This window comes from Chloroflexus islandicus (assembly GCF_001650695.1).
Classification (GTDB): Bacteria; Chloroflexota; Chloroflexia; order Chloroflexales; family Chloroflexaceae; genus Chloroflexus; species Chloroflexus islandicus.
In genome coordinates, this window is record NZ_LWQS01000036.1 from 12,161 (window position 1) to 24,633 (window position 12,473).

Below are 12,473 nucleotides of genomic sequence, written 5' to 3' on the forward strand. Positions count from 1 at the left end.
CTGGTAAACCATGATCCTGCCGCTGCCGGCCAAATCGCAGTATACTGAAAACAAGCCCCTTTACAGACAAGGAGGTGCTATGGCCAGACCGATCATTCCGCTGACCGACAAATGGCGGCAAGAGTTCATTCGCCCGCGCGGCCCGGCCAACGTGCCGCCGGTGGGCAGTGAAGCGCCCGACTTCACCTTGCCCTACGCCCAATTCCTTAGCGGCCCGCCCGAAGACCGGGTTGAGTACGGACGCACCATCACGCTCAGCGCCTTGCGCGGGAAACCGGTCGTGCTCAACTTGACCCGAATTGTCAGTGACCGCTTCTTCTGACCGAATTGCGCGCCGCAACTGGATGCGTTGCGGGAGCAGTATGAGGTGTTTGTGCAGCGCAATGCCCACCTGCTGGTGGTCAGCAGCACCGACCTCGACATGACCAGTTACGTGGCGGAAGTCTTACGCGCGCCGTACCCGATCCTGAGCGACCCGGAATGGGGCGTCTTCTACCGCTACGGCGTCGGCTCGGCGATGGGCGTGCCCTTGCCCGGCACGTTCGTGATCGATGCCCAAGGCATCATTCGCTGGAGCTGGGTAGCGCCGCTGTCGGTCATCTTTACGCCACCGCGACCGGCGGAATTGGCAGCGGTGTTGGATAGTATTGGGTAGAAACACGAGAGGAGCAGGCAGACTGCTCCTCTCGGCAATGATAGCGCTCATAGCTGATCGCGCACCGTTGCTCGCAAACTGCCTACTTCAACAATGACAGCCGGCCTCTGTCATTGCGAGCCGCGCCCCGCGCGGCGAAGCAATCCCCGCCGAGCACGGAACGCACCCTCTGGAGTGCGGCAGTGAAACTGCCGCATCCACGAATGATCTCACTCAGCCATCGTATCCGCTGAAGCAGGAGATTGCTTCGGGCGCTCCGCGCCCTCGCAATGACAAAGGGGTATCCGCCCTCGCAATGACAAAAGGGCACGCCACCTCCGCTCCCCGCTTGTCATTGCGAGCCGCCATCCGGCGGCGAAGCAATCCCCTCCGAGCACGGGAGCAATGCCTGCACGCATTCGCATCCGCCTGAGCAGGAGATTGCTGCGGGGGCTACGCCCCCTCGCAATGACAAGGGGGTATCCGCCCACGCACTGACCACAGGGCACGCCACCTCCGCTCCCCGCTTGTCATTGCGAGCCGCCATCCGGCGGCGAAGCAATCCCCTCCGAGCACGGGAGCAATGCCTGCACGCACTCGCATCCGCCTGAGCAGGAGATTGCTGCGGGGGCTACGCCCCCTCGCAATGACAAGGGGGTACGCCCCGCCTCACCGTAGGAACGGGGGTACGTTTTTACCACAGAGGGCGCCGAGGACGCGGAGGATCATCACCATCCCAAACCATCTTTGCGTGCTCTGCGGAGCCGGACAGCCGTCCGGCTCTACTGCGCCTCTGCTCCCTTTGCGTCTTGGCGTTACCCGCCCTCACCCCCCAGCCCCCTCTCCCACCTGACGGCGGGAGAGGGAGAGCCGCGGCATGGCGGCACAGCCATTGCTCACGCGGAACACAGCAGCGCCCCTCTCCCGCGCTAGGGCGGGAGAGGGGCCGGGGGTGAGGGCGAAACGGCGCATCTCAAAGCCATCAACCATATCTGCACGCATGGGTTCTGCCCGCCCTTGAACCGCTTAACGCTGGATTGCCGGCAGATACACCGGATAACTGGCACCGAAGATCGCATACGTGCCGGTTTGATCCAACGTCGCCGTCAGCAGGCGCGTCTCCGGATCATCCACGCCAGCGACGGGCACCCAGCCATTCCCCTCCCAGCGCCAGAGGCCAACAGTGCCGGCAATCACCGGTTGGCGGTAATTGATGAATACCGTCACCGGTTGTTGCGGCTCGATCGCAGCAGTTGCGGCAGCGCCGGCTGATTCCGGTTGCGCCGAGATGGTAAAGAGATACTGCGCTTGGACAGGAGCATTCGTATCAGTAATCACCGGCGCTGGCCCCGGCAATTGCGTTACTGGCGTGTACGTGATTTGCACCGTCGTGGTAAAGGTGTCCGGCGCAAATTCGTAGCAAATCGGTTCATGATTGGCGCACAAATGGCCGCCAGCGGTGGTGATGATCCGGCTGGTGGTCGCAGGGGTTGATATCATCGCCGGTGGCGCGTTCGTGGTGGTACGCTTGATCCCAGCGCCGCTGCTGAGATACGTCAATGCCATACCATCAGGCGTTAAGCGCGGCCCATACTCAAACGTCTCGCCCGCCGCCGCGACCGGCAAGGTCGTTTCCTGCCATCCGCTATTCGTCCATTCGGCAACCTCCAACACACTTGCATTAACCGTATTATCCCTGACCAAAGCCCGCGGATAGATCAAGCGCGTGGCTTGGCTATTCAGCGCCGCCGCCGAATCAGTCTTTGACGCCGGAACATTCAAGCGGCTGTTGACTCGTTCCGGCGTTCCCCAACCGGCGCTGGTCCGGCGCATCACATAGAGTTCTTTACTGACCAGCGTATTGCCTTCGCTCAGCACCAGCCAATAGACTACCGACTGGCCATCGCTGCTTAACAATGGATAATCGACGGAAGCGCCTTCCCAGTGGTTATTCAACGTCAGATAGATCGGCGGCGACCAGTGCTGGCCGATGCGTTCGCTATACATCACCCGCGCATTTTGGATATAGACAATGCGGCGTCCATCAGCGCTCAGCGCCGGACGACTCCCGCCAGACTCCAGAACAGATACGCGCGTGAGCGGCGACCAACCGCTGCTGGTGCGCGTCGTAACGTATACCTGAGCGGTATCAAAGAAAACGGCATAATTTGCCAATGCCAACGTGCGGCCATCCCGGCTGAGACTGATCCAATAATGAATAGTGCCTATATTCGTGTTCAGCAACACCGGTTCGCCCCACCTACCATTAGGCAGCCGATCCACGATATACACCGCATGGCCGCTGCCAGTCCAGCCAACATACGCAATGGTGTTGCCATCGCCGCTGATAACCGGATGCGTGTACTGCGGCATGAAGATGACCAAACCGGTATCATACACGCCATTCTGTGCAATTACTTGCGCTGGCTGCCAAGCGCCATTACTGAACTCACTGACCACAATATTGCGACTCTTATCCTCGCCATGCACAATATCAACCGCAACGAGACGGGTGCCGTCATCGCTCACGCTGATGTTTCCGAGATATGCTTGTGCCACAATAATTACCGGATTTGTCCATGCGCTCACGGCCCATGCAACGAGCGACCAAGCCAGAGCGAGACAACCCAACCCACACACCATCAGGAAGAGGAAACGGGATCGCACGGTGAGCCTCCTTACCGGTCACACACAGTAAAAGACGTAAGAGTGCTGCGGTAGGACAAGGCAAGCGCACCTTACCCAGACCGGCGCCTGCAACGGCGCTTGTGCGCCAACCAATCGTGACCAGCTACGGGTTTGAACGACTAATCATTGGAATATACACACGATGCGGTTCGCCCCCAAGACGTTGATAACCCGTTCAACCATCGACTATTACGGTTGTTCACCACATACACCCACGCATACGAGCGCCACATCACAACAGCGTCGGTTCAACCATCGACTATTACGGTTGTTCACCACATACACATTGCCAGTTTCCCACATCGTGCCGGTTGTAATCGGGGTACAGGCCGGAATCGCCACTTGCCCGCCGGGGCAACCAGTACCACTAGCGCAAGCAGCAGTGAACTGAGAAATGAAGAACGGAGGACGGGGTGCATCATCTGCTCCTTTCTGGCAGTCGAGTGAATGAAGGTGATAAGAGGAGATGGGCGGGTAGAGTGCTCCGTTTCTAATGAGATTGTAATCACTATATAATTCACCAACAAAACACACTAGGAGCAGCACATCTTTCTTTAGTTAACAAATGTTATCGATACGGTTTTTGATAACAATTTCGTCATTTACTACAGTAATTTTGTGATTTTTTGAACCAAAAACTTTTTGCCAATAAAAACTAACGTAAGACCATCCAACAACTCAAACTATCATCCTAACCCCACAATGGTTAACCTTTTATACACCAAAAAAGCGAAGGTCAGTGACCTTCGCTTAGTGGAGAAGAATATGTTCCATCCTTATATACGGCGCTACTTGGCGCTACACTACCCACAGGATCACGTTATCACCGTGGAAGGGTTAGCCCATGAACCTTGAACCAACTACTCTCCTCTTCCCTACCCTGCCCGCCCGCAACCTCAACGGACGCACGCTCACCTTGCCGGCAGAATTTGGCGGCGCGTTCAATATCGCCATCATCGCGTTTCGACGCTGGCATCAAGCCTTGGTCGACTCGTGGTTCACCTTCCTCAACCCGCTGCTCGCTGCCCATCCCACCCTACGGGCCTATGAACTGCCCATCATTGGGAGGCAATACATCCTTGCCCGCCCCTTCATCGACGGCGGCATGGCGTTCGCTATTCCCGATCCGGCAGTGCGCAACCGGACACTGACCGTCTATACTGACGTGCAGCAAGTGGTGACGGCGTTGCAGATTGCCAGCACCGAGACAATTACCCTGCTGTTAGTCGATCGCACCGGACGGATCTTTTGGCGCGACACCGGCCCCTACACCGCCGAACGCGCGGCCGGACTCGAGCAGACGCTGGCTACCCTGCTGCAATAATGGCTGATCGGGGGCAAACGGCGCTAAGCGATAAACTCCTGCACAATCAGCACCACGTTGAGCAGGATGATCACCAGCGTCACCACACTGGCCAGCACCGTCGTCACCCGCTGATTACGCAGGCTACCCATGACGCGGCGCTGGCTCGTGAACCAAATCAGCGGGATCAGGGCAAAAGGCAGGGCAAAACTGAGCGCCACTTGGCTCAGCACGAGCGCATTGGTCGGATCGACACCAAGTGCGATCACCAGCATCGCCGGCGCCATCGTAATCAGACGCCGCAACCACAGTGGCACTTCCCAGTGCAAAAACCCTTGCATAATCGTCTGGCCGGCCAAGGTACCCACCGCCGAAGAGGAAAGCCCCGACACCAGCAGGGCAACCCCAAAGATCAGGCTCGCCGCCGAGCCAAATAACGGCGTGAGGCTTTGATACGCACCTTCGATCGTAGCGACATCGTGGAGACCGTGGCGATAGAAGGCCGTTGAAGCCATAATCAACATCGCCGCGTTGACCAAACCGGCAATGCCGAGCGCAATCGCAATATCAACCAACTCAAACCGATAAATCGTGCGGCGCTCGGCGTCCGTATGGCCTACAATCCGATGTTGGGTCAGCGCCGAATGGAGAAAAATCGCATGCGGCATCACCGTCGCGCCAAGGATGCCCGCCGCCAGCAGCAAACTCTCCGTCCCGGCCAGTTGCGGCACCACCATGTGAAACCCGACCTCGGCCCAATCAGGCCGGCCAAACACAAGTTCAGCCACATAACACAAGGCGACCACCGCCAGCAACGCCGAAATCACCGCTTCAAGATGACGGAAACCGCGCCGCTCGAGGCTGATAATCAACCACGTCACCACCGCTGTCAGCACCCCGCCCCACAGCAGCGGCAAGCCAAACAGCAACTGAAACCCGATCGCGGCCCCGATAAACTCGGCCAGATCGGTCGCCATCGCCGCCAGCTCGCTCACCAACCACATCAACCACACCACCGGCAGCGGAAAATGCTCACGGGACAACTCGGCCAGACTATAGCCGGTGGCAATGCCAACCTTCGCCGCCAACGCTTGGATCAGCATCGCCGCGAGATTACTGGCGACCACCACCCACAACAGCATGGTGCCGAAACGAGCGCCGGCTTGCACCGCCGTCGCGATATTCCCCGGATCAATGTACGCGATCGAGGCCACAAACGCCGGCCCCAAAAAGGGCCAGAGCCGCGCCAACAACCGGCGGCGCGGCTGCGGTGCGGCCAGTGTATCGTTATGTTGGCCTGCGTAGGTGAGCGATTCCATGTCGCTAAGCTCCCACCAATCGGTTTTGCACGTAGTTAGGTAATCACAAGTTCAATTTTAGGATTACCTAAATCCTATTTCTATTGTACCTCAACAAAGGTGATCAGTCAAGTATCATTGTAGTCAGAGGCCGCCCTTTGTCATTGCGAGCCGCCGTCAGGCGGCGAAGCAATCTCCCCCGAGCACGGGAGCAATGCCTGCCCGTATGGAGTGCGGCAGTTCCACTGCCGCATCCACGAATGCTCTCACTCAGCCATCGTATCCGCTGAAGCGGGAGATTGCTTCGGGCGCTCCGCGCCCTCGCAATGACAAGAGGGCTGCGCTCCCGCCCACCACCTGTCATTGCGAGCCGCCGTCAGGCGGCGAAGCAATCCCCTCCGAGCACGGGAGCCATGCCTGCCCGTATGGCGTGCGGCAGTTCCACTGCCGCATTCCACAAATGCCCCCACGCAGCCATCGTATCCGCCGAAGCGGGAGATTGCTTCGGGCGCTCCGCCCCCTCGCAATGACAACCGGGCACCCGCCCCGCGCCTCACCGCAAGAACGGGGATACGCTCTTTACCGCAGAGGCCGCCGAGGCCGCCGAGGCTCATCCCCCTCCCAAAATAGCTTTGCGCCCTTCGCGTTCTTTGCGCCTTTGCGTTAAGCATCTCTGCGCCTTTGCCCGCTTTGCGCCGTTGCGTTGACGCCCTCACCCCCCCAGCCCCCTCTCCCACCTGACGGTGGGAGAGGGGGAGCCGCGTGGTTTACGGGAACGGCATCGTGAAGCGAAAAACAGCAGCGCCCCTCTCCCGCTAGCGGGAGAGGGGTTGGGGGTGAGGGTTCGTTTACCGCAGAGGACGCCAAGGATCATCCCCCCTCCCAAAATAGCTTTGCGCCCTTCGCGTCCTTCGCGCCTTTGCGTTAAGCATCTCTGCGCCTTTGCCCCCTCTGCGCCCCTGAACACCAAAAAGGGCGAGAGTCATTTGACTCTCGCCCTTTCGGAGCTGGCGCCCCCGGCGCGACTCGAACGCGCGACACGCAGTTTAGGAAACTGCTGCTCTATCCCCTGAGCTACGAGGGCAATGCCGGTTCGAGTCTACCATACTCTGGATTGCTGTGCAAGAGAGGTCACACCAGCACCAAGCTCACCGCCACGGTCAAGATCGTCACCGGCAGGCCCACCTTCAGGTACGCGCCAAAGCTCACCCGCACCCCCCAGCGCGCTGCGAGCTCGGCCATGATCAGGTTGGCGACCGAGCCGAGCAGGGTGAGGTTGCCGGCGAGGGTGGCGGTGGCGGCGAGCGTGAGCCATGCCCGCTGCTGGTCGGCAAAGGCCGGGATTAAGCCTTGCAACAGTAACACTGCTGGTACGTTGCTGATCAGGTTCGAGAGCACGACCGACACCAAGCCGAACGGAACCATCCCGGCTTGGGCGAGCGGGGCCAAGGCCGTGAAGAGTTGTTCGGTCCAGCCTTGGGTTTCGAGGGCGTGGGTGACGACGAACAGGCCGGCAAAGAAAGCCAAGAGGCCCCAGTCGATGGTTTTGAAGACCCGTTCGGGGCGCAGGCGGCGGGTGGCCAATAGCGCACCGGCGGCGACAAAGGCCGCTACCGGCACCGGCACCCCAACCAGAAAGGCGATTAGCATCAGCGTGATCACCAGCGCCGCTTTGCGCAGCAATGGCCGGTAGACCCGTGTGCGCAAGACGTTCGGCGCTGCGAGCGCCCCGCTGCGGAATTCGTCGCGGTACACGAGTATGACGATCACCCAGCAGATGACGAGGCCGATCAAGGCGGTTGGCGTCAGCGCAGCGGCAAAATCGAGGTAAGGGATGTTGGAGGCGTTGCCGATGATGATGTTTTGCGGGTTGCCGGTGATGGTAGCGGTGGAGCCGATGTTGGCCGCGACTGCTAGCCCGATCAGGTAAGGCAGCGGATCGCGCCGGAGGGCGCGGGTGACATCGAGCACGATCGGCGTCATCATGAGCACAATCGTATCGTTGAGGAACAGCGCCGAGAGCACGCCGCTCGCGCCGATGACCAGCGCCAGCAACGAGCGCGGGCCGCGGGCGAATTGCACCACGCGCTGGGTGACGACGCCGAAAAAGCCGGCGAGAAAAAGACTGCCGTTGATGACCATCATGCTAAACAGCAGTAAGATGGTGTCGAAATCGATTGCCTCATACGCCTGTTCCAACGACATCGCGCCGATGCCGAGCAGCAGCGCCGCGCCGATCACGGTGATCGTCGTCCGATCGGCGCGCAGCAATGGCCAGCGCCCGACCGCGACCCCAAAGATGGTTGCGGCGACGATCAGCAAGCTCAGTACTGAGATGATGGTGTCCATGGGGGTTGCTTACAGTTCGCTCATAAAGCGCGGTTTGCCTATCGCAAACTTGCCCGCCCTGACGGGGCAGGCTATGCTTGCGCAGTCCGCTGACAAGTTGTGTGCTTAATTGAGACACCGTTGCTCACGCGAGAAGGATATGTTAGGCGTCACTCTATAACACGCGGCAGTCATACTGCCGCACTCCATAATACGCGGCAGTCATACTGCCACACGCCATAACACGCAGCAGTACAACTGCCGCACGCCATCCTACCAGACTTCAATCATCAACGCGATAACCTAACTGCCGGCTGCACGCCAGCGCCGCTTCGCGCACCCGCGGCCCCAACGCTTCGGCCCGCTCCCGGCTGAGCCGGATCGAGGGGCCGGATAAGCTAATCGCCCCTACAACCTGCCCGCGCCGGTCGAAGATCGGCGCCGCGACGCAGCACACTCCCGCTTCACGCTCTTCGTCGTCGAGGGCAAAGCCGCGTTCGCGCGCCACGGCCAGCTCGGCGCGCAAGCGGTCGCGGTCGGTGATGGTCTTGGTTGTCCACTGCTCAAACCGGCCACTCGCCAGATACTGTTCGAGTTCGGCAACTGGCAATGCCGCCAAGATCGCTTTACCGCCGCCGGTGCAGTACAACGGCGCGCGCTGGCCGACTTCGGTAAACATCCGCACCATGTGCGGGCTTGGAAACTGTTCTTGGTACACCGCCGCATCGCCTTGGCGAATAATCAAATTGCTCGTCTCGCCGGTCTCGGCGGTCAGTTTGGCCAGCTCGGCCCGCGCAATCCGGATCAGATCGAACCGCCGGCTTTGGGCGGCGCGGGCAGCGATTTCCAACAGCCGCGGCCCCGGCCCGTACCGCCGCGTGCTCGCCTCTTGCGCAACGTAGCCTCTGGCCGCTAAACTAGAGAGCAGGCGATGAACGGTCGCTAACGGCAAATCGAGCCGCTCGCTCAATTCCGAAACACTCAGATCATCATCAGCTAGCGCAAGCGCTTCTAACACATCAAAGGCGCGATCGATCGACTGTACCATACCCATTCCGGCATCTAAAAAGATTTTCCATGGTAGTGTAAGGGAAAGTGGCGTTTTTTGCCAGTTGGATTGCTCACCCGGCCCCTCCACCCAGCGGGGATTGAAGGACGGACAGTACATGTGATTGAGGACAACCATGGATCGCTGTGCGATGCCTTATAGCCCGGATCTGCACTCCCCTCTCCCGCGCCAGTGGGAGAGGGGCTGGGGGTGAGGGCATCAGCCCGCGCAGCGGGCTTCGTACCCCTAGCCCGGCCCTTCAGGGCCGGGCACCAGATCAGTGGTTCAGTTCGCCCCTCCCCCTAGCGGGGGGAGGTTGGGAGGGGGGCCTTTGACAACGACATGGTGCAGAGGACGCTGAGGGTTGCAGAAGGCACCTAATTGAAGGCCACAATCCTCTGCGCCCTCCGCGCCCTCTGCGGTGAGCCTATCAACAAAACTATGACGACCAACCCTAACCTAACCGACGGCCTTGGCTCCACTGCCGAACGCAAAGCGCGGCTGCGCAGCGCGCCGCTGCCCGGCCCCCACAACGCGCTCTGGTACTTTCCGCAGTTGGCCGGCGGCTACCCGCGCATCATCCGCAACGCTGCTCTGATTCAATTAGCCCGCTACACGCCGAGCATTCCGCTCAAGAACGCGATCTACCGCCTGCTCGGCGTCAAGGTTGCTCCGCACGCCAGCGTCGGTCTGATGGTGATGTTTGATATCTTCTTCCCACAAGATATCACCCTCGACGAAAATTGCGTGATCGGGTACAATACAACCATTCTGTGCCACGAGGTGACCCGCCACGAATGGAAGCGCGGCCCCGTGGTGATTGGCCCGGACGTCACGATCGGCGCCAACTGCACCATTTTGCCGGGGGTCATCATCGGCGCCGGTGCAACCGTTTCGGCCATGAGTTTGGTAAACCGTGACGTCCCACCGGGAGCGTTCGTTGGCGGCGTCCCCATCCGGCGGCTGGATCGGTGAAAAAATGTAGAGCCGCACGGCCGTGCGGCTCCAGAACGATCAATTGCAGAGGATATCATGCGCCACATCCGCCCATTTATCGACTGGATATATGCATTCATCACCGGCCACCCGTTCATTTTCTGGACATGCATGGCCCTCAATCTGTTTGGCGTCGTGTGGGGCGGCATCGTCTGGTACGGGCCGATGCTGGTCGCCTCGCCGCCATGGGCTTGGATCTTTATTCCCGACTGCCCGGCTGCGGCGCTCTATGCCACCATTGCTTTCATCTTGATCCGCTATGGTCGCGCCGTGCCATGGTTTACCGCCTTCGCCGCTTTCGCCTGCATCAAATACGGTCTGTGGACGCTCGCCTTCTGGTCGCGCCATTGGATCGGCGCCGGTGTGATCGAACCGCTGGAAGTGATGCTGTTCGTGTCGCACATTGGCTTGACGTTTGAGGGCATCTTGCTGGCAACCCGCATTGGCCCGCTTGGGATAGGCGCTCGCGCCGTGGTGGCCGCCTTCTTTAGCCTGTCAATCTTCGTTGACTACGGCCTCGGCTTCCACCCGCCGCTGACGTGGGTGGTGACACCGGCATTTGCGATGTGGACGGCAGTCATTTTGACGAGTGTGCTGGGTTTTTGGCTGACCCGCCCATCAGTGGTGGTGGCGCAGCAAATTGAGGCGCGCGGCTTGCTAAACGAATAGAGAAACGAATAAACGAATGGAGGTGGAGAGGGGCGCTTTATATGCTTCATTCGTTTATTCGTTCCAACATTCGTTGTAATGTATGCCGGCGGAGCTTACCCGCCGCTGTGCGCGGCAGTTCATCGACGAACACGATCGCGCGCGGCACTTTGTAGCCGGCCAGCCGCGCGCGACAGTGGGCAATCAGCTCTTCACTCGTTACTGGCTGGCGCACCACCACTGCCGCGACCGGTCGCTGGCCCCATTCGGGGTCGGGCACACCCACTACTCCCGCTTCGGCGACCGCCGGGTGGCTGAGCAGCGCCGCCTCGACTTCGGCAGGATAGATGTTCTCGCCGCCGGCGATGATCAGATCACTGCGCCGGTCAACCACGTAGAGGTAGCCTTCCCCATCGAGATAGCCTAAATCGCCAGTGGGCAGCCATTCGTCAGGCTGGCGCGGCGGCCTGCCCACATACCCCGGCGAAATCGTCGGCCCGCGCAGACAGATTTCACCCACTTCTCCCGGCGCCGCATCATGGCCGGCTGGCGTCACGATCCGCAGTTCGACCGGTAGCAACGGCTTGCCCGCTGAACCGAGCCGCTGCAAGGCTTCGGCAGGGGCCAGCGTCGCCGCTTGCGAAGCCGCTTCGGTCATGCCGTAGGTCTGCGTCACTGGGATGCCGCGCGCCGCGCATTGTTCGAGCAACGCGAGCGGGGCCGGGCCGCCGCCGAGCAAGACGCAGCGCAAGTGCGGCGGGAACGGCGCGGGGTCAACCGCGAGTAACCGCTGCAACATCACTGCCACCAGCGAGACGATGGTTACGCGCTGTGCAGCCAGATCGCGCCGCACCAACGCCGGATCAAACCGTTCGTGCAAGATGACCGGGATGCCGTAGATCACGCCGCGCAGCAAGATGCTCAAGCCGCCGACGTGGAAGAGCGGCAGTACCGCCAGCCAGCGGTCATCGTCGCGCAAACCAAGGTTGAGCATGGAGCCGATCGCGTTCCACCAGTGGTTACCAGCGGTGAGAATGGCGCCCTTGGGCCGCCCAGTAGTGCCCGATGTGTAGATGATCGTATGCGGCGCGTTCAGATCGATTGGCGGAGCCGGCGGCGGCGATGCTTCTGCGGGAGCGGCCAGTTCCTCCAGCGTGATGATGGGTGTTTCCCCCGCCGCCTCGCGCGCTGTCGCCATCAGTTCATCTTCGACGATCAGCAGGGCTGGCCCGCTGTCGCGCACTTGAAAGGCCAGCTCGGCGGCGGTGAGCCGGGTATTGAGCAGCACCAGCGTCACGCCGGCCCGCGGCGCGGCATGCACCACCGCCGCATACGCCAGCCGGTTCCGCGCCAGCAAGGCTACGCGCGATCCCGGCGGCACGCTTTGGCCCAACCGCACCGCCACTGCCCCGGCCCAGCGGTCGAGTTCGGCAAAGGTGTAGGTCGCTTCCGCGCCAATCAGCGCCGGATGGTTGGGACGTAGGGCAGCTTGCCGGGCCAGCCAATCGGGAAGGTGGATCATAGCGGTAT

General features: G+C 60.7%; 9 protein-coding genes and 1 tRNA gene. 4 read left to right on the top strand and 6 right to left on the bottom strand.

The window, feature by feature from the left end:
* The first annotated feature begins 79 nt into the window (after window positions 1–79).
* Complete coding sequence (locus A6A03_RS03570; RefSeq protein WP_082908915.1) at window positions 80–655, top strand: peroxiredoxin family protein; 576 nt, start codon at window positions 80–82, stop codon at window positions 653–655.
* Window positions 656–1,660: 1,005 nt separating this feature from the next.
* Here the strand turns inward: A6A03_RS03570 and A6A03_RS03575 are convergent.
* A complete protein-coding gene (locus tag A6A03_RS03575; RefSeq protein ID WP_156525253.1) occupies window positions 1,661–3,301 on the bottom strand; it encodes a TolB family protein in 1,641 nt (546 codons plus the stop codon).
* Between the two features lie 865 nt (window positions 3,302–4,166).
* Between A6A03_RS03575 and A6A03_RS03580 the strand changes: the two genes are divergently transcribed.
* Window positions 4,167–4,646, top strand: a complete 480-nt coding sequence (locus tag A6A03_RS03580) for a hypothetical protein (RefSeq protein ID WP_066783622.1) — start codon at window positions 4,167–4,169, stop codon at window positions 4,644–4,646.
* A gap of 23 nt (window positions 4,647–4,669) precedes the next feature.
* Here the strand turns inward: A6A03_RS03580 and A6A03_RS03585 are convergent, their stop codons facing one another.
* The 4 genes from A6A03_RS03585 to A6A03_RS03600 all read right to left on the bottom strand — a co-directional run bounded on the left by A6A03_RS03585 (window position 4,670) and on the right by A6A03_RS03600 (window position 9,299).
* Entirely contained in the window at window positions 4,670–5,944 is a 1,275-nt protein-coding gene (locus A6A03_RS03585; RefSeq protein ID WP_066783623.1) for an Nramp family divalent metal transporter, read from the bottom strand.
* 987 nt (window positions 5,945–6,931) lie between these two features.
* Window positions 6,932–7,007: transfer RNA gene (locus A6A03_RS03590), tRNA-Arg, on the bottom strand.
* A 47-nt stretch (window positions 7,008–7,054) separates the two neighbouring features.
* Window positions 7,055–8,272: an anion transporter gene (locus tag A6A03_RS03595; protein WP_066783625.1), complete on the bottom strand. Its 1,218-nt coding sequence runs from the start codon at window positions 8,270–8,272 to the stop codon at window positions 7,055–7,057.
* Window positions 8,273–8,534: 262 nt separating this feature from the next.
* Window positions 8,535–9,299 (bottom strand): IclR family transcriptional regulator, encoded by a 765-nt coding sequence (locus A6A03_RS03600; RefSeq protein WP_245668812.1) that lies wholly within the window; start codon window positions 9,297–9,299, stop codon window positions 8,535–8,537.
* A 441-nt stretch (window positions 9,300–9,740) separates the two neighbouring features.
* Between A6A03_RS03600 and A6A03_RS03605 the strand changes: the two genes are divergently transcribed.
* Entirely contained in the window at window positions 9,741–10,274 is a 534-nt protein-coding gene (locus A6A03_RS03605) for an acyltransferase (RefSeq protein ID WP_066783627.1), read from the top strand.
* A 57-nt stretch (window positions 10,275–10,331) separates the two neighbouring features.
* Window positions 10,332–10,964 (top strand): DUF1405 domain-containing protein, encoded by a 633-nt coding sequence (locus tag A6A03_RS03610; RefSeq protein WP_066783628.1) that lies wholly within the window; start codon window positions 10,332–10,334, stop codon window positions 10,962–10,964.
* Between the two features lie 46 nt (window positions 10,965–11,010).
* Here the strand turns inward: A6A03_RS03610 and A6A03_RS03615 are convergent, their stop codons facing one another.
* A complete protein-coding gene (locus A6A03_RS03615; protein WP_066783629.1) occupies window positions 11,011–12,465 on the bottom strand; it encodes an o-succinylbenzoate--CoA ligase in 1,455 nt (484 codons plus the stop codon).
* Window positions 12,466–12,473 lie beyond the last annotated feature (8 nt).

Coding starts and splice junctions, on each gene's coding strand:
- A6A03_RS03600 (WP_245668812.1), bottom strand. CDS start 9,299: ATGGTACAGTCGATCGATCGCGCCTTTGATGTGTTAGAAGCGCTTGCG.
- A6A03_RS03615 (WP_066783629.1), bottom strand. CDS start 12,465: ATGATCCACCTTCCCGATTGGCTGGCCCGGCAAGCTGCCCTACGTCCC.
- A6A03_RS03605 (WP_066783627.1), top strand. CDS start 9,741: ATGACGACCAACCCTAACCTAACCGACGGCCTTGGCTCCACTGCCGAA.
- A6A03_RS03610 (WP_066783628.1), top strand. CDS start 10,332: ATGCGCCACATCCGCCCATTTATCGACTGGATATATGCATTCATCACC.
- A6A03_RS03595 (WP_066783625.1), bottom strand. CDS start 8,272: ATGGACACCATCATCTCAGTACTGAGCTTGCTGATCGTCGCCGCAACC.
- A6A03_RS03580 (WP_066783622.1), top strand. CDS start 4,167: ATGAACCTTGAACCAACTACTCTCCTCTTCCCTACCCTGCCCGCCCGC.
- A6A03_RS03585 (WP_066783623.1), bottom strand. CDS start 5,944: ATGGAATCGCTCACCTACGCAGGCCAACATAACGATACACTGGCCGCA.